General features: G+C 36.8%; 21 protein-coding genes. 14 read left to right on the top strand and 7 right to left on the bottom strand.

Translation table 11 applies throughout. The features are described 5' to 3' along the window. Window positions 1–246 precede the first annotated feature (246 nt). Together A5N88_RS04910 and A5N88_RS24720 are read left to right on the top strand one after the other, a co-directional pair. Window positions 247–729, top strand: a complete 483-nt coding sequence (locus A5N88_RS04910; RefSeq protein WP_066263746.1) for a DinB family protein — start codon at window positions 247–249, stop codon at window positions 727–729. A 176-nt stretch (window positions 730–905) separates the two neighbouring features. Next, window positions 906–1,064: a hypothetical protein gene (locus A5N88_RS24720; protein ID WP_157090603.1), complete on the top strand. Its 159-nt coding sequence runs from the start codon at window positions 906–908 to the stop codon at window positions 1,062–1,064. Between the two features lie 325 nt (window positions 1,065–1,389). Here A5N88_RS24720 and A5N88_RS04905 read toward each other — a convergent pair whose 3' ends face one another. Together A5N88_RS04905 and A5N88_RS04900 are read right to left on the bottom strand one after the other, a co-directional pair. Continuing rightward, entirely contained in the window at window positions 1,390–1,782 is a 393-nt protein-coding gene (locus tag A5N88_RS04905) for a VOC family protein (protein ID WP_066263743.1), read from the bottom strand. A gap of 149 nt (window positions 1,783–1,931) precedes the next feature. Beyond that, the gene (locus A5N88_RS04900; RefSeq protein ID WP_066263740.1) at window positions 1,932–3,056 is read right to left on the bottom strand and encodes an NAD(P)/FAD-dependent oxidoreductase; all 1,125 of its coding nucleotides are present in this window, start codon (window positions 3,054–3,056) and stop codon (window positions 1,932–1,934) included. Between the two features lie 314 nt (window positions 3,057–3,370). Between A5N88_RS04900 and A5N88_RS04895 the strand changes: the two genes are divergently transcribed. Together A5N88_RS04895 and A5N88_RS04885 are read left to right on the top strand one after the other, a co-directional pair. Next, on the top strand, window positions 3,371–3,844 hold the full coding sequence (locus A5N88_RS04895; RefSeq protein WP_066263739.1) for a hypothetical protein: 474 nt from the start codon (window positions 3,371–3,373) through the stop codon (window positions 3,842–3,844). A 646-nt stretch (window positions 3,845–4,490) separates the two neighbouring features. Further along, complete coding sequence (locus tag A5N88_RS04885; RefSeq protein ID WP_066263734.1) at window positions 4,491–5,696, top strand: MFS transporter; 1,206 nt, start codon at window positions 4,491–4,493, stop codon at window positions 5,694–5,696. Between the two features lie 1,241 nt (window positions 5,697–6,937). On the opposite strand, the gene A5N88_RS04865 is transcribed toward A5N88_RS04885, so the two are convergent. Both A5N88_RS04865 and A5N88_RS04860 read right to left on the bottom strand, forming a co-directional pair. Then, window positions 6,938–7,324 (bottom strand): alpha/beta fold hydrolase, encoded by a 387-nt coding sequence (locus A5N88_RS04865; protein WP_066263723.1) that lies wholly within the window; start codon window positions 7,322–7,324, stop codon window positions 6,938–6,940. A gap of 260 nt (window positions 7,325–7,584) precedes the next feature. Continuing rightward, on the bottom strand, window positions 7,585–7,818 hold the full coding sequence (locus A5N88_RS04860) for an alpha/beta fold hydrolase (protein WP_066263720.1): 234 nt from the start codon (window positions 7,816–7,818) through the stop codon (window positions 7,585–7,587). Between the two features lie 254 nt (window positions 7,819–8,072). Here A5N88_RS04860 and A5N88_RS04855 point away from each other — a divergent pair, with 254 nt between their 5' ends. Further along, window positions 8,073–8,237: a hypothetical protein gene (locus A5N88_RS04855; RefSeq protein ID WP_157090602.1), complete on the top strand. Its 165-nt coding sequence runs from the start codon at window positions 8,073–8,075 to the stop codon at window positions 8,235–8,237. A 262-nt stretch (window positions 8,238–8,499) separates the two neighbouring features. Here the strand turns inward: A5N88_RS04855 and A5N88_RS24105 are convergent, their stop codons facing one another. After that, a complete protein-coding gene (locus A5N88_RS24105) occupies window positions 8,500–8,586 on the bottom strand; it encodes a YjcZ family sporulation protein (RefSeq protein WP_083953027.1) in 87 nt (28 codons plus the stop codon). Window positions 8,587–8,932: 346 nt separating this feature from the next. Here A5N88_RS24105 and pgoN point away from each other — a divergent pair, with 346 nt between their 5' ends. Together pgoN and A5N88_RS04845 are read left to right on the top strand one after the other, a co-directional pair. Then, complete coding sequence (gene pgoN / locus A5N88_RS04850) at window positions 8,933–9,775, top strand: glyoxal/methylglyoxal reductase (protein WP_066263715.1); 843 nt, start codon at window positions 8,933–8,935, stop codon at window positions 9,773–9,775. Window positions 9,776–10,001: 226 nt separating this feature from the next. After that, window positions 10,002–10,658 (top strand): M50 family metallopeptidase, encoded by a 657-nt coding sequence (locus A5N88_RS04845; RefSeq protein ID WP_066263713.1) that lies wholly within the window; start codon window positions 10,002–10,004, stop codon window positions 10,656–10,658. A 351-nt stretch (window positions 10,659–11,009) separates the two neighbouring features. Here the strand turns inward: A5N88_RS04845 and A5N88_RS04840 are convergent, their stop codons facing one another. Further along, complete coding sequence (locus A5N88_RS04840; protein ID WP_232317525.1) at window positions 11,010–12,197, bottom strand: styrene monooxygenase/indole monooxygenase family protein; 1,188 nt, start codon at window positions 12,195–12,197, stop codon at window positions 11,010–11,012. 615 nt (window positions 12,198–12,812) lie between these two features. On the opposite strand from A5N88_RS04840, the gene A5N88_RS04835 reads away from it, so the two are divergent. The 5 genes from A5N88_RS04835 to A5N88_RS24715 all read left to right on the top strand — a co-directional run bounded on the left by A5N88_RS04835 (window position 12,813) and on the right by A5N88_RS24715 (window position 15,474). After that, window positions 12,813–13,124, top strand: a complete 312-nt coding sequence (locus tag A5N88_RS04835; RefSeq protein ID WP_066263709.1) for a DUF3892 domain-containing protein — start codon at window positions 12,813–12,815, stop codon at window positions 13,122–13,124. A 403-nt stretch (window positions 13,125–13,527) separates the two neighbouring features. Beyond that, window positions 13,528–14,091: an LOG family protein gene (locus A5N88_RS04830; protein WP_066263707.1), complete on the top strand. Its 564-nt coding sequence runs from the start codon at window positions 13,528–13,530 to the stop codon at window positions 14,089–14,091. A gap of 48 nt (window positions 14,092–14,139) precedes the next feature. Beyond that, the gene (locus tag A5N88_RS04825; protein ID WP_066263703.1) at window positions 14,140–14,802 is read left to right on the top strand and encodes a Type 1 glutamine amidotransferase-like domain-containing protein; all 663 of its coding nucleotides are present in this window, start codon (window positions 14,140–14,142) and stop codon (window positions 14,800–14,802) included. 211 nt (window positions 14,803–15,013) lie between these two features. Next, window positions 15,014–15,112: a putative holin-like toxin gene (locus A5N88_RS26360; RefSeq protein ID WP_367593426.1), complete on the top strand. Its 99-nt coding sequence runs from the start codon at window positions 15,014–15,016 to the stop codon at window positions 15,110–15,112. A 266-nt stretch (window positions 15,113–15,378) separates the two neighbouring features. After that, on the top strand, window positions 15,379–15,474 hold the full coding sequence (locus tag A5N88_RS24715) for a putative holin-like toxin (RefSeq protein ID WP_157090601.1): 96 nt from the start codon (window positions 15,379–15,381) through the stop codon (window positions 15,472–15,474). Between the two features lie 538 nt (window positions 15,475–16,012). Here the strand turns inward: A5N88_RS24715 and A5N88_RS04820 are convergent. Continuing rightward, the gene (locus A5N88_RS04820) at window positions 16,013–17,185 is read right to left on the bottom strand and encodes an IS256 family transposase (protein WP_066263701.1); all 1,173 of its coding nucleotides are present in this window, start codon (window positions 17,183–17,185) and stop codon (window positions 16,013–16,015) included. 338 nt (window positions 17,186–17,523) lie between these two features. Here A5N88_RS04820 and A5N88_RS04815 point away from each other — a divergent pair, with 338 nt between their 5' ends. Together A5N88_RS04815 and cysK are read left to right on the top strand one after the other, a co-directional pair. Beyond that, window positions 17,524–18,462 (top strand): aminoglycoside phosphotransferase family protein, encoded by a 939-nt coding sequence (locus A5N88_RS04815; protein WP_066263700.1) that lies wholly within the window; start codon window positions 17,524–17,526, stop codon window positions 18,460–18,462. Between the two features lie 142 nt (window positions 18,463–18,604). Then, window positions 18,605–19,525, top strand: coding sequence for a cysteine synthase A (cysK, locus tag A5N88_RS04810; RefSeq protein WP_066263697.1), 921 nt, complete (start codon window positions 18,605–18,607; stop codon window positions 19,523–19,525). Window positions 19,526–19,815: the final 290 nt, after the last annotated feature.

Genomic DNA, 19,815 nt, shown 5'->3' with positions numbered 1-19,815 from the left:
ACCTTTTACTAATATATAAAAATGGAATCATTCGATATTAACAAATCGATATATCCGATTTTTAAAGAGAAATATAATATTCCGCTTTATGTATATCAATTAAGAACTCGACAGAAATGAGGGGAAACTTTTCTCTGGATATGAAAGGGGACATTCCAGAGCAATTAGCTGCTAATCCCACAATTTTAAATACATTAACGATTGAAGTGATTTTACTTATAAATAAAGCAAATGGAGGAGTAATTAATGGACGAAAATCAGCAAATTAGAGAAGAGCTTTGGAAAGCAGTGGATGGACTTTCAGATGAACAATTGAATAAGCAGGTTGAAAAGGATCATTGGAGCATCATCCAGATTCTTGAACATCTTTATTTAACTGAAACTGCGGTTACAAAAAGCATTGCTGTTGAATTGAAAAATGAGGAAAGTCAGCCAGCAGACAATAAACCTATACATCTTGCGCTGGACAGGTCTACAAAAATACAGGCTCCTGCTTATGCAAGGCCATCAGACAAATTTCAAACGTTGAGTGAAGTAAAACAAAAACTTCAAAATGCAAGGACGAAGCTGATAGAGGTCTGTAACGAAGCTGATCCATTTATGCTTGATCAAAAGTCATTTATGCACCCGGTATTTGGACCTATGAGCATAAGACAATGGATTCCTTTTGTAGGACTTCATGAAAAACGCCATTTGGAACAAATTGAGGAATTGAAGAAAAGCTTGTAAAATGAATGGTTGAAATGAGCTGTGTTAAGGCCATCCCAAAAAGATGGTCTTATTTATCTTTGAAATTACATCTTGGTACAATGTGTACGAACGAATAAGATTTATGTAAAGTGGTCTAGCATCGAACTAAAACAATTATTTTCCTTCAGTTATATAAAAATGAGGGGGATATTTTGTTGTCAATAATAATGAAGCCTTATTCAGATTATTCTTTTCTTCATGATCAGAAGATGAAAGTACATTGGATTAGGGTGTTGAGGGACACCAAAACTTGGGGATATCCTACTCATGCCGTTCTTGTTTATAAAACAATTGGAGTATATACAGCAAAATGATTATATTTTTGTTCAGGCAGTAATAGATAAGACGGATCATTATGCGTTGGAAATCTTCAAATGCGCGCATTTTTCGAATATACCCGTCTGGAATACCTACCTGGAAATTGATCACTTACCTTAGGGATCGAAGAAGCAAACTTTTCGGAAAATCGTCCGTTCGTTAAAATGTGGATAAAGAAACATCATATACTTAACGTGGCTCTTAGTGGCGTGAAGGAGAAAGGAGAGGCTTTTGGCTGATGATAAATGTTTTTGATTTCCGCAAAAAAGCCAGTTCCTGTTTGTGGGGCCTGCCTCTCCAGTACTGGAGTCTTTAGCAGCATTATATCGTTTTATTTGCTGTTCCAAATCCGAAAGCATATCCATCAGGATCTAGAACCGAAAATTCTTTCCATAAGCCCCAGTCAAACGCACTTACAGCAGGTTTAGAAGCGATAATGGCACCATTTGATTTGAATTCGTCGTAAAGGGAGTCCAATTCTGCAAAGTCTTTTACATAGGCATAGGTATTCCAGGTTCCTTTGTTTGGATGAATGTCACCCGGATCATTGGCTTCAATCAATTTAAATCCAAGTCCGAAATCATCTCTTATCGCCCAAAATTCAGTGACTTCACATCCAAGAGCGGTTCTGTAGTATTCCTGGGATGCTTTTAAATTGGAAACGAGCAAAAACGTCAGTGAACTGTCGATGACGGCTTTCTTTACCTTTTCCATGTGAGCCTCCAATCCAGCTTGCCTATTTTATAGCCAGTGCATATAGTTATAATAACGGAAGCTACCCCAATTATTTCATAAATAAACAAACTATTCAAATAAAACTTTTTGGTAAAGAGCCAACCTTTTAAAAAGATTGACTCCAGCTGCTAGTGAATGGCATTCTTTACATCATATAAACCTAAATCTATGGTGGTAGATTTCCCGAGAGCCAGTCTGGATAATTCCAATCCGATGAATGGTCCCATTGTCAAGCCAGAAGCGCCTAAGCCGTTTGCAACAAGGATACCTTGATAGCCGGGCAAAGGGCCAATGATTGGGAGGAATCCTGGTGTAAATGGACGAAAACCAACTCGTGCTTCTATAAAGGCAGCATTCGAAAGTCCCGGTGCAATTTCCAATGCTTTAGAAAACACTTCCTGCAATCCGCCAGCGGTTATTCGAGTGTCAAAACCTGTATGATTTTCATGAGTCGCTCCAATAACAATTCTCTCATCCTCAAAAGCAAGAATATATTGATCTGTAGGAGGCATTACAACAGGCAGGTTTCTTGTTTCCAAACCCTGTACTTTAAGATGAATAATTTGTGCCTTTTGAAAATCACCCATGAATTGGACACCAAGCGGTGAGAGTATTTGACTTCCCCAAGCCCCTGTTGTAACAATCGTTGTATCTGCAACGATTTTATCTCCATTAATGGTAACTCCTTCTACAGAGGTATCAGAATATAAAAGCTCGGCATTCCCCCTAATAATAGAAGCACCAAAGCTCTGAGCACCTCTTAGAAGGGCGTCTCTAAGTGCCCGACCATCCACTCGGGCAGCTCCGCTTACATGAACAGAACCAAAACCATCTGCGAGGAGAGGGAAGAGCTTTTTCGTTTCTTGCGGTGTGAGAATGGTAACATCTCCGATTTCAGGTGCGTCTTCCCTGCGCAATAAAGCCCGTTTCTCTATTTGCAAAAGCTTTTCTTGATCATTATGAACACTTATAGCTCCAACCTTCGCATAACCCGTGTTCAATTCTCCATCCTCTTTAAGTTCTTCTATTAATTTTGGATAAAAGCTGGCTCCGCCTTTAGCCAATTGATACCAAGCTTTATTCCTTCTCTGGGATAACCATGGGCATACGATTCCTGCAGCAGCATCAGTTGCCTGTCCTTGATCTTTACGATCTACTATAACGACCCTAGCACCAGCTTTCGCTAACTGATAAGCCGTGGAAGCTCCCAATATTCCTGCTCCGATAACTATAAATTTCATTAAAGAATACATCCTTTTCCTTCTCCATTTTTGCGCTTTTATATTACCATAATGAAAGACTGTTCTCAAAAGGAATATCAAAAAAGTACATAGTATGGGCTCTTTTAGTTTTTTTACCGTTAGGCTTTGTTAGAGCAGTTATCAATTAAAGAAAATTTAACAGAGCCTACCGTAAAAAGAGAAGTTTTTTTGCCAAAGTTGTGTGGAAAGTAAGCAAAACAGGACCTTTTTATTGTGTGAACGGCTGCCTATTGCTTGAAGTATAGCAATCCCTTTAAAGGAAATAATAGTGGGTAACATTCTGTTTAATCTCTGGGGGTGTGTCAATGGCTTTTGCAATATGTGTCCTGATCACATGGTTTGTGATATGTACACTTTCCATTATCCCAAAAACGTTTAAAGCTGTTGACCTCATTTTTATTTATTTCTTAAATACCATTTTTGAACTTAGTATCTTTTCCCTTTTCCATATTAATCTCCACTGGTTTAACGTAGGAACCTCCACTGAACTGGCTTTTGCAGATTTGGTTTTAAGATTAGTTATGGTACCGCTTGTTTTTGTTATAGCAACACAAATTTTGTTTTACTCAGTCGGTGCATGGAAATGGCTGGTTCAGGTTGTGATTATTCTACTATTTATACCGTTTTCAAAGTTTTTAGAGTACCTTAAAATCCTTCATCTTACTCAGCATTGGAATATGTTTTATACAATTCTTATGTTTTTCAGTTATGCCTTTTTTTCCTGGTTAATGGGCAAATTTATGATCTTTCTCGATAGAAAAGAAGGGGAGCAGCTATGAAAATATATGACACCCATTTCAATGCTAATGAATGGTTTATTATCGTTGGATGTTGTTTAGGTCTCGGTCTGATCCTCTTTCTTCCTAAAAGGTTTTCGATAAAAAACTCGTTGGTTTTCTTTATGTGCGGTGTCTATAGCGGTTTTTTCTTTGACCATTCCTTAAGCGTACAGCCTGTTAATTATTATGATGTAAATGATTCTTCTAACTATCAGTTTATAGATTTTATTTCTTATTTAGGATTTGGTCCATTTAGCTATTTCTTTTTTTACTTGTTTGACTTGTTGAGGCCAAAAATAAAATATATTCCCATTTATATTTTGGTGTGGAGTTTTTTCAGCATTATTCTTGAGTGGTGTTCTCATAAACTTGGCGTTTACCATTACAGGAATGGATACACTATATACTATTCCTTCGCTATATACCTTCTAGTACTCAGCTGCTGGTGTCTTCTTTATTTTTGGGTATTGTCCCAGAAGAAAAGAATTTAGAAGTGTTTGATAGATTTATTCATGCATAGTCATTTGTATAGTTAAGTGTCTTTACACATGACTAATACCGTGTTATATTTCTTACGGAGCAATGATCAGTTATGTTTTATATCAGGAAATATATCATCTAACATGAGTTAAGGAGTACATACAATATGGAAAAAGTATTGACTGTTTCAAAACGAAAATTGCTTGCGATTTCCGGAACAGGGTGGATGTTTGATGCACTCGATGTAGGCATACTTTCCTTCATTATTGCTGCATTGGAAAAAGAATGGCACCTTACTCCTCCACAAATGGGGTGGATCGGAAGCGTCAACTCGATAGGAATGGCTGTGGGAGCTCTATTGTTTGGCATTTTATCTGACCGTTTGGGAAGAAAACCTGTTTTCATGATAACCCTTCTTTTCTTCGCAATTGGAAGCGGTTTGTCTGCACTTTCTCCCACACTTGCTTTTTTTCTTTTCCTTCGGTTTATCATCGGCATGGGGCTAGGAGGAGAGCTTCCGGTAGCCTCTACACTTGTATCCGAAAGCGTGCCTGCTATAGAAAGAGGAAGGGTTGTGGTCCTTCTTGAGAGCTTTTGGGCAGTAGGGTGGCTGATTGGAGCATTGATTTCTTATTTTATCATTCCGGATTTTGGCTGGAGAATTGCTTTAGCTATAACGGCTGTACCAGCTTTATATGTCATTTATTTACGAAGGGGTCTTCCGGATTCTCCAAAATTCAAGTCGGTAAATCCATCACAAAAAGAATCTGTCCTGCAAAGAGTTCAATCAGTATGGTCAAAGCCGTTTGCAGCCAGTTCACTCATGCTATGGGTTGTATGGTTTATGGTTGTATTTTCTTATTATGGGATATTTCTTTGGCTTCCAAGTGTGATGGTTTTAAAAGGGTTTACACTTATAAAAAGCTTTGAGTATGTTTTAATTATGACTTTGGCACAGCTTCCTGGGTATTTTACAGCTGCATGGCTGATTGAAAAAACAGGAAGGAAATTTGTGTTAATTACTTTTTTAATTGGTACTGCCATAAGTGCATATCTGTTTGGACATGGTGAGTCTTTGGCAGTGTTAATGACTGCAGGAATTTTATTATCATTCTTCAACTTAGGGGCATGGGGAGCACTTTATGCTTATACACCTGAGCAATATCCTGCAGCATTCAGGGGGACAGGATCGGGAATGGCTATGTCTTTTGGACGTATCGGAGGCATCTTGGGGCCACTTTTGGTTGGGAACATGGTCGCACAAAAAGCGCCTTCCGGAACCATTTTTTCTTTATTTTGTATCGCAATTTTGATCGCGGTTCTATTTGTTTGGATCCTGGGAAAAGAAACAAAACAAACGAATGTGGATTAATTGCACGGACTATCCGTTAAGGGTAGTCTTTTTGTTTGAGCCGCTTTATGGAGGAATATTTTGTTAAAAGGAAACGAATTCATTTAGGTTTCTTTTAAATGCTAAACAGGATACGACTCTGATTTTATGAAGGATTATTTTAAAAAAAGTGAAACGTATGCATGATGAACCTTACCCCAATACCCGACCATCCCACATTTTGAAGAAATGGAGAACGATGTATTAGCCGATGATCGGAGAATGATTCACTGGCTATGCCGGCAGGCTTATATTGCCTTGGAAAAATGATGACAGCTGCTGCTCAAATCGGGATAGATTCATGTCCTATTGAGGGGTTCTATATGGCTAAATGCATCATCTCTTTCATGAAACAGTTCTTCTTAAAGAAGGACAATCGAATTAGCTGTTATGGCAGCTTTTGGGTTAAGAGTAAAGGATCCAAGGCCTAAAATAAGAAAATCCTTAATGTGCAATTAGGGTAAAAGAAAAACCCCTGATGAAATATTTTCATCCCGGGGTGTGAGTCAACAAATCATGAGTGTTTCTTATTAATTATTGCTCAAATAGTTCTGTTTTCGCTTTATCAAATCCTCCATGCTAACATAATCGCCTATTTTGTTATAAAAGGAAATGATCTGGTCCATTAAAAGTTCATTTTCATGAAGAGAGGTGAGTGCTTGAATGATAAGCTTTACACTTTCGCTTTTTTTCCCCTGTTCATAATAGAGGGTGGAGAGAAAGATAACAACTTCCTCCAACTGGCTTTCCATTTCATTTCGAATGTCGATAAACCAAGGCTAATAAAGTGAGGTTAAGAATCCTGGTTTAATGCTTGAAATGATCTTTTTTGCAAGTTGTTCTCTTTTCTTTGTATTGCCTTCGCTTCAAAAGGTTTTTAACCATTCTTCAAGCTCCAGGGCATCACATGATATTTCTCCTGATAAAAAAATATGCTTTCTGTCAACAATTAATATAGAAGGTGAATGAGCAGTACTCCCAATCAGTTTTTTTAAGTAAGAAAGATGCACCCTTAAATTTTTCTTCGCCTGTGAAAGGGAAAGATTCGGACATAAAGCTTCACAAAATTGTTCTCTTGTAACAGAACGGTGAAAAAGCAAAAAAATCAATATTTGTTTTGCGAATCTCTGATTCCATCCTTTTAATATTTCTTTCCCAGAGATATAAACTCGAAAAGTATTTAGTAAATCAACCTTTAGTACGTTAGGTTTTCCATCCTTCTGTCAACCTTTTTGCTGGATTTGCTGTATATAAAGTTTTATTTCTTCCTCAATGGAATTTAAAAATGGATCATGATTACCTATATTATTCGTTTCTTTGGTTTCCAGAAAATCAACAATGATCTTTGAAACGGCAGATGGAAGCTCTACTATAAAAAAGCTTTTAGCGTTTAGGATGGAATAATACCTGCAGTTAGGAAAGTATAATGTATTTAAAGCTAAATATTGAGACGAATTAACTCTGTCATCTTCTCCCGTCAGGAAAAGGATTGGACTAACAATTTTTACTAAATCTTCAATAAGAAAAGCAAATATTGAAAGGTCTGTTAATTGCCAGTAGAGAAAAGGGGGAACTTGGGCTGATAAGATAGTTAAGTTTTTTCGTTTCAAGATGATTTTTTGACAAGTTTATTCCCGTGCTAAGTAAATAATCAATGGATATTTTTGTACCATTATGGTTTAGCTTATGTAGAAGTGCTCGTAATTCCTCCCTCATTCCCGGTGGATAACAAGGGATGGAAAGTAAAACAAGTTTGTCCGCATATTGAGCATAATAACGGGTGACTTTGCTGCAATTTGAGCTCCAAAACCCATGCCGATAAGATGGAGCTTTTCAAGCCTTAAGCTCTCTATCAGCATAAGTAAGTCTTTTACATAGGTGTCAATATTAATTTCCTTAATTTCCTAGGATGCTTTGCCCGAATCCCCGCGAGATCATAGCGTATTACATTGTATTTCTTGGTTAAAAAAGGAACAAGGAGATCAAAAATAGAGTGATCAGAAAAATTGGAATGAATGAGCATAACTGTCTCTGAAAGAAAATAAGAATTTGCTGTATCAACTGTATAGTATAAACTATGGCCATTAAAATGAAGGAATTGCAAGCTGTATCTCCCTCTCATCATGTAATATTAATGTTTCTAATACCACGTTTAGATTTCTTTTATTTCACCAAGTTTAAATTTTTATTAAAAAATAGTTCTTGTTTACCTATTACTATAATGGAAAAAGTGGGAAAATAGAATCATTATATTATAGAATAATAAATAATATATTTTAGTTGGAATAAGAAGAGGAGGCTCGACATTTTTGTCCAATTACTTTTATGAGCAATTTTAAGGAGGAAGGGAGGAAAAAAATGAATGCTATAGAAAAGTTTGCAAGTGATATAAGCACCTTGTTGGAGAAGAATGTGAATAAAGCGGATCTTGTTCATAAATTATTAGCTAGCATTTTAGAGGATGAATTTGCTGATGAGCAGCTAAAAGCAGAGTATTTAAAGATTTTGATTCAGCATAGTTAAAGATTGGTTGATTAGTATAGCGAATTTGCTGTACTTTTTTTTATTGCTCTGTGAAATTAATTTAAGGTATTGATTTCCTGACCCTGCAGTTTTTCAGCTCATTCATGAAACGTCCGTTTCACATGAATGAGCTGAAAAACTACAGGGTCCTTTATCAAAGCCTAAATGAAAGGAATTATTTCTACAAAATTGCAGGAAGCGCCATCATAGCGCTTCCTGGAAGAATGTGGGGACAAAAAGCCGTTAGTGCTTTATTACTTCATTAGTAAACGTAAGCTGCACCAACAATAATTAAAAGAATAAACAAGACAACAATTAACGCGAAACTATTGCTGTAACCACCTGACATATGTTGTCACCCCCCTTATTAAAGGTTACTTTACTATATGCAGAAGTACGTGTATGGTTATGGACAATTAGCCAATTCTAAAAAAATGGATTTGTTCGATTTCTATGATGATAACACTGCTTATTTTTTGATGATATTACAGTAAAGAAAGTAATTGTGAAAAATCATCCTTTTTGAAATGAGGTAATTGTGACTAGTAAGTATCAATTATGACTGAAAAAATTATAGAACCTCTGAGGTTAAAACATGAAACGAATACAAGAGGATGGTATAATAATTCATGAATAAGTAGGCAGCAATTTCCATTTAATAAGCTGACTCCCTACATACTGAAGGAGGACGTATTATGCCAGCAAACTTACAGGATACAACTACTTTAAACAATGGAGTAAAAATGCCTTGGTTCGGCCTTGGCGTTTTTAAGGTGGAAGATGGTTCTCAAGCGGTTGAGTCTGTAAAAGCAGCTATTAAAGCAGGATATAGAAGCATTGATACTGCAGCCATTTACAAAAATGAAGAGGGTGTAGGACAAGGCATTCGTGAAGCCTTGGAGGAAAATGAATTAACACGTGACGATCTCTTTATTACTTCTAAAGTGTGGAATGATGATCAAGGGTATGAGAGTGCCATTAAGGCTTATGAAGCTAGCCTTGAAAGACTCGGACTTGATTATTTGGACCTTTATCTAATTCATTGGCCAGGTAAGGATAAATTTAAAGATACATGGAATGCGCTGGAGAAATTGTATAAAGACGGCAAGGTCCGTTCCATCGGTGTCAGTAATTTTCATGTTCACCATCTTGAAGAACTTCTTAAGGATGCAGAAGTGGTACCTGCAGTTAACCAGGTAGAATACCATCCTCGTCTGGCGCAAGTAGAACTGCTTTCATACTGTAAGGAAAAAGGAATTCAATTGGAGGCATGGTCTCCATTAATGCAAGGCAAGATATTTGAAATTGGCGAGCTAAATTCTATTGCTGAAAAATATCAAAAATCCGTTGCTCAAATTGTTTTGCGCTGGGATCTTCAAAATGGTGTTGTGACCATTCCGAAATCCATAAAGGAACAGCGTATAATTGAAAATGCTGACGTCTTTGATTTCGAACTATCTGACGAAGAAATGAATGAAATCAATCGCTTAAATAAGGACGAGCGTGTAGGGCCAAATCCAGATGAGTTCTTGTTTTAATTAAATTTTAAGCATATAGATTTACAATTGTTAAGAACAAATCCCGGATCTAAGATATCCGGGATTTTTTATAGGGCAAGAAAGTATATTTTTTTATATAAAAATGATTATCATAGTATGAAAATAAGCTGGGAAATATGGCTAATATAGATAGTGGAGCAGTAGCATGTTTTTCTTATAAAATATACATGCACTCTTTACAAGCTTATCATGAAAGGAATTATAAATGAGTGAACATAGTTTATTGCTTATATATATAGTGGTTGCTATTATTACTACCAATCTTCCTGTTGTAGGAGTATATTTTTCTCTATGCAATACACTGGTCCATGAGTTTTCTCATGCGCTGCTTGCGAGTATTTTCACAAGAAGGTTGGGGCATACAATCACTTTAAACCATAATGCTTCAGGCATGGCGATTACTAGCATTAATTCCTGGGTCTCCCGAGTAGCTGTGTCTTATGCGGGTTATACTGGTTCTTCTTTAATGGCAGTGGTTCTATTTTACCTGCTGCATAAAAGCGATTATCAATTAGTTATAGAGATTTTCACTGCACTTACCGTTGTCACGGCTATTTTATGGGTAAGAAATCTTTATGGTTTTATGTGGTCTGTATCCGTCATTTTTACTTTGGGATCGATGCTATTCCATCATTTAACCTTATTTATGATGCATGCTAGTATGTTTATCTCCTCTGTCATACTGGTTCAATCAGTATTCGCTGCTTCACACATCTTGAAATTAAGCGTTGTTAAGCGAGAAGAAGCTGGTGATGCGGCCTCATTGGAAGAAGCCACCTTTATTCCAGCGCCAATTTGGGGTTTGTTATTCTGCTCACAGTCTATTTACGCTGTCTGGATTATTTTTAGATATCTATACTAGCTTCTTCTATGTAAGCACTGCTATATTGGTACCATATTATAATAGTAAATCAAGTACACTTGTTTGGCTTACTGGCCTTTAAATGAAAGAATAGATTTTTTATAAAGGCTGTGGAAAATTTCAATATTGATAACTGCTCGTTTCTTTACTCTAACCTTTCAGCTGTGCTGAAAGGCGTGTGAAACAGCAGTTTCACACGAATGAGCTAAAAAGCAACAATATCCTTTAACAAGGCCTTTATAAAAGAAGAAAGAAACCTCCATTACCTTAGAGGGCAGATATAGTTTAACTACATGGAACGTGGGTGTACGGAGAATTCTTCCATTAGGTGCTAGCTAAGTGAAGTGTAGTTCAAATCTGTATGGATTGCTGAAAAAAATCGTTATATGCCTTTTCAGGCTCAGCAAACCATTCTGCAATTTTGTCAGCAGTTTTCTGGCTTGATTTTCCGGACAGTAGCAATTGAATAATGTGAGGAGGCATTTCCTGTGTCATTGCGTTCGTCCATTTCGTCACTTTTTCTACCATTGGTCTGACAGCGTCCCAATAATCTTCTCCCAGTTTTAAATCCCATTCCGAGTGTTTATACTGCAGAAGGGTTTCATAAAGCTTTTCTGCACAATAAGAAGAGAGATTACAGCCTTGGCCGGTAATGGGATCATTTAAAAAAACACTATCCCCGCAGCCAAGAACGATTTTATTTGTATAATGCGTATAAGGCCTTCTAATAACGGGAGAGATTGCTAATTGGAGAAAAGAAAGGCTGTCAGCTAACGTAAATTGGTTCTTGTCTATCCGTTCATAGATAGAAGGAAAATATGAATGAGCAGTATCCTTCATACGGTCTGTAAACTGTTCAGATGTCTTTACCCCTTTAAAACAATCGAGTTCTTTTTCGGGAATGGCCATTATGAATAAAATGGTTATTGGACCCTTATTTGTTAACGCAGGAATCTCAAACATTTCACCAAGCCCCGGCAAAATTGTTACACCGACTCCTAATGGGTCATTTGATTTTATTCCATTAAAGTAACCGACTATGCATTTTCTTTGAGGCAGTTTAAAAGGTGAGAGCTCTTCTATTATAGGAAAGGAAAAAAGCGGTCCAGCTTTACCTGAACAATCAATCACAATATTAAACTCTTCAATTAACTGATCGAGGTGCTCTTCCTGAACCCTCACTTGTTTAAATTTCACGTTGTCCATTTCAAGTTCTTCCATACCTCTTGAAAAATAAAGTCTCTGATTAATAGAATAGGCAGGTTCTTTCAGATTTCCTACAAAAAGTTTTTGATCCCTAATCGAGATGTGAACACTTTGAAGAGGATCTGCTTCCTTCCAGAAAGGCATTTGAAATTTTTCTTCCCGTTTTACTGTTGAACCAAAATGAACCTGAGTAGACATGACTCTTCCATTTTTAATTTTTTCAGAGGAATATGCATGGATGACAGTAACTTCAAAGTCATTTCGTAAGGCATACGCAAGCTGTAAACCGGCTGTTCCACTTCCAACTATTGCAATTTTTCTACTCAATAGCATGTCCTCCTATATATTTCGATATGTCAGAATAAACTTTATTTTCCAGCACGTTTAGTTTAAAGTTTAAAAAAAGAGATGTAAATGAGACAAAGATAACATTTTATACCTAATTTAGGCTTTGATAAATTGCTCTGTTGCATTTAATGAGGGATAAAAACTTACTACAGAGATGGATTATTCTGAGCCTTATCCTATAGTAAGAAAAGCAAAAAGATATCCAATTACTCATAATAATTAGGTATATCACCATCCTTATCAAGCATATAATTTTTCAAATATGCTTGATAAGGAGAAGGAATGAACGAAATTTTATTGTTTTAATCAGATTTTAGGATAAGTGTTGGTACAGTTAGTGTCGACGGGGACTTAATCGTATCTGGGTAAATCCAGGTGTAGATAAGCAAAACAACAAAGTCCTTTATTTTAGCTATTGGCTGTTTTCGCATAGATTGCTGCTTTTCGCAAAAGTATTACATTCGTGCAAAGTGAGGCATCGTGGCATCTTTTCGTAAGCAATTCACAGGTTTACTACAGAGCCCAGCTATTTTGATATAAACTCAGGACATATTGAGATGTGCGATGCAGCATACTAATGTATGCCTGGAGGTGAAAAGAATGCCAGATCAATTTGAGGAAATTTATGAACAGTATAAAAAACAATCTGAAGAGCAGGCAAAAAAGCTTGCTATGCCTAACAGTCAGTCCGACAAGGAAGAAATTATGGCAGTAAGAAAAAACGAAGACGGCGATTTAATCGCCTTTAAAACCAACTCGGGTCGGGAACTGGACTATTTGGCTGCTCTTGAAGAAGCTAAAGCAGGAAAGATTGCCAATATAGATGTATTTCATAAATATGGAAGAGATATTATAAGAAGTGAGCCCGATGGTGTTAAAGAAAATAACCTGGACAACCTTCCTTCTTTTTAATGAATGACTCTGTTATTTTGCCTGTGAATGTTATCTAAAGATTTCCGCTGCAGGCGATTCGGGAGACTCCTCCTCGCTGTAAAGCCTGCGAGGTCTCCCTTATACACTTTTTTCTATGGCGGAAGTCTGGTATAAACGTTCCAATCACCATTGAGTGGAGCTTTCATTAAGCCAAATGAATGATTAAGAAAAATTACCTTAGGCGGGCTATCCCTGTCTTTTTTCTTATATTCAAATCTCTGTTAGAAATTATATGTTGAAAACAACAAGTTCCTTCAATAAAAGCAATATTCAAAAAATAAAAGGGATTTACAAAAAGTCTACATAAAATTAATAGAAACCTCTGGTATTCTATAGTACGATTGTAAAAACAAAATCACTTCTGGGGAAAGTGGGGAAGAGGATGAAAAAAATATGTGTTTTTGCGGGATCAAATCCAGGGAATAAATTGAGTTATGCTAGTGAAGCGAAAAGATTGGGAAAGCTTTTGGCTGATAAACAAATAGACTTAGTATATGGCGGATCGTGTAAGGGATTAATGGGCGCAGTAGCAGATCAAGTTATCGAATCAGGAGGCAATGTCATTGGTGTTATGCCCAGTTCCTTATTTAGCAGTGAAATTGTACATCAAGGACTGACCGAACTAATTGAAGTTTCCACAATGCATGAAAGAAAAGCAAAAATGGGTGAACTCGCAGATGCGTTTATTGCATTGCCAGGGGGATATGGAACCTTTGAGGAATTATTTGAAGTAGTCTGCTGGTCACAAATTGGACTTCATCATAAACCAATTGGGGTCTTAAATATTGATGAATTTTACACTCCATTACTTAATCTCGTTAAACATGCTGCGAAGGAAGGCTTTATGAATCCTTCCTACATCGATTTAATCATTTCTTCGACAACATCTTCTGACTTACTGGAAAAGTTAGCTCTTCGTGACCATCCTGTATACAGGGCGAAGTAAAAGCAGTGTATTCAGTACTCGCATTAACTGAAGAAAGAGGGAAAAAGAATGTCTAAACATTTATTTCTTTTCGGTGGAGGCCCTCCTTTTACAAAAGGATTTGCCCAGAAATTTGCTTCATTAACCGCAGGAAATAAAGGCCCTGTATCAATTCTTATCGTTGAACGTACCGGCTGGGAATCCTACATGCCTTTATATACGCAAAAGTTAAGGAACTTAGGAATAGACGAATACGTGTATTTACCCATTCCTTCTACACCCGTCCATAAAATAATAGAATGTCTAAATAAAAGCTGTGCATTGATTATTGGCGGAGGAGACACAAATCTTTATGCGAATTATATTGTAAATACCTCCATTAAAAATGCAATACAAAAGATATACTTGAATGGATGTCCTGTTGCCGGTTTCTCGGCAGGTGCTTTAATTGCTCCATCCCAATGTATCATTTCAGCTAAAGATAATGAAGAAAAACAATTTCAGTTAAGAAAAGGCTTAGGCCTTCTTCAAGATACTATATTGGCAGTCCATTTTATTGAATGGAATGATGAAATGCATTTAAGGGAAGGGATTGAAAAGTGCAAGCCACACATGAATTATGGTATTGATGAAGATAGCGGGATTTATTTGGAAAATGATGTTTATAAAGAAGCTGAAGGACGAGGCATTTATAGCATCCAAAACGACAGGCTAGTCCGTATCCATCCCTAAAACACAACTCCGTCAAACGTTTTTTCGTTTGGCGTTTTTTCTTGCTATAAAACGGAATCTGTTTTTGAAAATGAAATAGAGGACGAGTTGACATGTTTGATAGAATAGTCCATTAGCATGATCGCTCGACCGAACATGTGTGCTATTATGATGATAATATCAATACACTTGTGAAAGAATGCTAATTTTTAAATAAGGGAGGTAAATAAAAGTGCTCACGACGTATCAGGCAATATCGCTTATGATTATGTTCAGTTCCTTAATCATAGGTGTTATTACAGTCGTCATTTCAATAACGAAAAGAAAATAAATACTGCTGAGCTAACCTTAATTATTTTAAAATACTGTTAACCTTGCCGCACATATTATTTAAAACTTCCACTATTTCCGTTCTGTTGCAAATCATATTCTATGAATATCTATATTTAAATTAATTTTTTCAAAAAATAAAATATTTCGAAAAAGATAGTCATTTTGAATTATGAAATAAATGTAAAGAAGGTGTTATAATTAAGTACACAGTAAAGCAGGGTGGGCAGTGATCGATCATTCCGATAGGTGAGGTGATCACTGATAATGACGGCATACGAAGCATTATCGTTGATGATAACGTTTGGATCATTAATCGTGGGAGTATTCACAGTCGTTATTTCTCTTGTGAAAAAAAAGTAACCCACCCTGTATAACTATAATGAAAGTTCTAGGGAAGGTTTCTTAATCACAACTCGATTACTGCTCTCCTGCAGGTTCTGTGGAGGGACAATGGGTAGCAGCCATTGTCCTTTTTTTATTTTTATTATATTTAGAATTCAATGGTTTTATTCCCTATATTCCTGTGTTTAAACTTTATGAGCAAAGATTTTGCTGTCATTTACCATAAAGTGAAAAATATGCTGTATTTCTGAAGGAGATTGAAAAAAGGCAGTAAGAGGGGGCCGTTTCATAACGGGAAAAAGAACGTGATTCCATATTAAAAGCTTTCGACTTTATTATTTAATATATACTTCCGCTTCTTATTAAAATTGGTGTTTTTTAGCTCATTCGTGTGAAACGGCCAGTCAAGTCCACTATTATGTGTAAAAAGCATGTTCAATGGATACCACGAATATACGTCTGAGTATGGGGTTTTGGTTGAGGAGGGGGCTAGCCCCCTCCTCAATCAAAATCTTCTTACTCTAGCTTTCCTAGTTAAGCTTTTAATAAAATGTCCTTATTGAGGATGCAGGAATTTTCGGTTACCTAGATCTAAAGTATCGGCATAGTCCATCAGTACAGCTCCAATTAAGCGGAAGGCAGACTGGTGATTGGGGAAAACCCGAATCACTTGTTCACGCCGTCGAATCTCTGAATTTAATCTCTCCAGCACGTTTGTCGTACGGAGATGGATGTGGAAGTCCTCTGATTCTGTATAAAATTGTGTGGCATCATCAAAGCCCTCGTCTAAAATAAGAATGGCTTTTTGGTATCCCTTTTGTTCTTCATATGTGGCCATAAATTCGTCTTTAAGCTTTTTAGCCTCTTCCAAATTAGAGGACTTAAAGATCGCCTTTAATTGAGAGCGTGCCTCTTTCGAGTCCTTACGGGGCATGGTTTGAATCATGTTTCTCAACATGTGTACGGTACAACGTTGCCAACTGGTGCCAATGAAGGCTTTGGTAATGGCAGCTTTCAACCCCTGATGAGCATCTGAAATAATTAACTTTGGTGACTGAAGACCTCTGGATTTAAGGGATTCAAAGAATTCTCTCCAGTTTGTTTCACTTTCGGAATGATCCACCTTTAACCCAATGATTTCACGTTTGTTTTGTTCGTTGACACCCATCGCGATGTAGACCGCCTTAGAGACAACCTTATTGTGCTCCCTAACTTTAATATACATGGCATCCACGAAAAGATAGGGGAAGTACATGACATTTAAAGGCCTGTTTGCCCAGTCATTCACCAATGGATCCAGCTTTTTGGTTAGATTAGAGACCATGGACTTTGAGATAGATTCTCCGCAAAGCTCTTCCATAATCTTCGTGACTTTACGAGTGGACACCCCGTTTACGACCATCTCCAGCATAGACAAAAGCAAAGCCTTATCACATCTTGCATACTTCTCAAAGACGTCCGTAGCGAATTCGCCATTTCTTGTCCGAGGCACTTTAAGACGGATTTTTCCAACGTTCACAATCATTTCTCTCTCATAGTATCCATTTCGATAATCGGTCCGTTCTGATGAACGCTCATGGGAATTTGCCTGTATATAGCGATCTCTTTCCATTTCCATATATTGATTCAATACAAGGACAATAGAGGATTTCACAATATCGTTTAGATCTGATTTTCCGATCTCCTCTTTAAGTTTATCGAAGTCTAGTGTAAAATTAATTTGGGTCATTATCATGTCCTCCTGTTATGTTTTTTCGTGGTAGAAAAACATTGTAACATGGAGGGCTGATATGGCCCTTTTCTTTTTACACAATTATATAGACTTAATCAAACGGCCGTTTCACACTCCTTTCTTTACTGTAAAATGAGCTAAAAAAAGAACAGTTACCAACATTGAAATTTAACACAGCCTAAAATTCAATAATGAAATGAAGTACAATTAGAGAGGAATACTTCAGATTTTTTCTTATATTGAAACATTTATTTTTGCTAGTTAGAGGAAGGTTGAAAATTTGCTGATTGACTGGATAGCGTAATTTAATAGAATGGGAAAGGGATGGGGATATTATGCAGTTATCAGAATTAAATGCTTATGAATATGAAAAATGGAAGGATAATACTGTTTTTTGGGATCAAAAAGTAAGGCAAATCAAGATAAAAGAGAATATTCTAAAGGGGAAAATTCGGAAGTTTTCCTACGGAGCTGCTGTGGTTTATAGTTTAAATGAAGAATATGTCCTTAAGCTATACCCTGCATTTTTTTCAGATCAATTTGCAAGAGAGATAGAAACAATGGAAAATCTGCCTTACGACTTTGTTGTCCAGACACCGAGAATCATCTCAAAAGGAAATCTAGAAGGCTGGAACTATCTTATTATGACACAGCTGGAAGGGGATTTGCTTATTGATATTTGGAATGACATATCAGATGAGGAGAAAAGGCTGTTAAGCATTGATTTAGGGAAAACAATTCTAGCATTTCACAATTTATCCTTTCAAAATATTCATTACATTGACATTGGATGGGAAGCTTTTATCAGAAAGCAGCTTGAACAAATGGTAGAATACCATCAAAAAGCAGGTTTAGATGAAAAACTGCTAATGCAATTAAAAGAATATGTGGACTCTTCAATCATTCAGTTTAATCCTAAAGAAGTTCTGTTAACCGGTGAGTATACACCCTTCAATTTATTTATGAATCAAGTGGAAGGCAATTGGAGGCTGACAGGAGTAATAGATTTTGCAGATTGCTTTTTAGGTGATCCCCACTATGATTTATTAGGGCCCATTTTGTTTATGTTTAAAGGAAATAAAGAATGGATTAGCCATTTCCTAGATGCCTATGGAATAAAAGAAGGCAGCAGGACAGCAATGTTTCAAAAGAAGCTTATAGTTTATACGCTTCTTCACCGATTTAGTGATTTAAATGCTTTCATGGCTGATATAGCATCATCAGTAGAAAAACAATCACTTCATAGGCTCGCTCAAACGTTTTTTCCATTTTAATAGGATAAGTCTCTTCTCGAAAAAGTAAAAAGGAATAAAAAGTATAAAATTTGCTTAAAAATCTTCTTTAAGCTACAATGATTGCGCTGAAAATAAATCAATATATCCATAAACATTGTCTAAAAGAAGGAGCGACAACAGGATGATCTTTGACAATATTTTAGATCTTATTGGAGATACACCAATAGTGAAATTAAATCGAATACCAAATGAATTGGGTGCAGATGTTTTTATGAAGCTTGAATCCTTTAATCCTGGAGGAAGCGTTAAAGACCGCGCAGCAGAAAATATGATTCGAATTGCCGAAGAAGAAGGGAAAATCACGCTCAGGAAAAGCGTCATTATTGAACCGACTTCCGGAAATACAGGGATAGGACTCGCAATGGTCTGTGCCGCAAAAGGATACCGCTGCATTATTACAATGCCGGATAACGCAACAAAGGAACGTATCAGCCTTTTAAAGGCATATGGAGCAGAAGTCCATTTAACGCCGGCTTCCCGAAGGATGAAAGGTGCGATTGACAGAGCGATTGAGCTATCAAAAGAAATCGAAGACAGCTTCATTCCCATGCAATTTGAAAACCCGGCAAATGCAGACGCACATCGAAAAACGACTGCCCTTGAAATTATGGATGCATTTAACGGACAGCTGGATGCACTTGTATTAACTGCCGGAACAGGCGGAACCGTTACGGGTGTGGGTGAAGAGTTAAAGAAGAAGATTCCAAATTTAAAAATTTACGTGGTAGAACCGGCAGGATCTCCAGTATTGTCGGGCGGAAAGCCGGGACCGCACAATATTCCTGGAACAGGACCGGGTTTTATACCGGAATTAGTCAATCGTGATATCTTTGATAAAATTCTTCTTATAGAAGATGAGGATGCGGCGAATATGGCACGCCTTCTTGGAAGGAAGGAAGGCATTCTAGTAGGTGCATCTGCAGCAGCAGCAGCTTATTTTGCTGTGAAAATTGCATCCGACTTACCCAAAAATGGCCGTGTTCTTTGCATAGCTCCAGACACTGGGGAACGCTATTTATCATCTGATTTATTTGCTGAATAACTGAAACAAAAGCACTCAAATTTATCTTTTGAGTGTTTTTTACCGGCTGATTTTTGTTGCTTTTCGCAAAATAGTTCAATCCCAATTTTTATCCGTTTTACAGGTGTCTTACCGTAGAGTAATCGCAAGTAGTAATACTGAAAGGGGTCGAGTTAATCATTAAGTTATAGCTAGTTGCAATCAAATCTGAGAAAAGAATCTGTTCAATTTACAACAGATGACTTGTCTTATATTCAATTCTAAACAGTGAATTGTTACAGAACCACCATGCTAATTAAATTCACGCCATG

Source organism: Heyndrickxia acidicola (assembly GCF_001636425.1).
GTDB classification, from domain to species: domain Bacteria; phylum Bacillota; class Bacilli; order Bacillales; family Bacillaceae_C; genus Bacillus_AE; species Bacillus_AE acidicola.
Note: the sequence above shows the minus strand (reverse complement) of the source record. Positions and strands in the feature narration are given on the sequence as shown.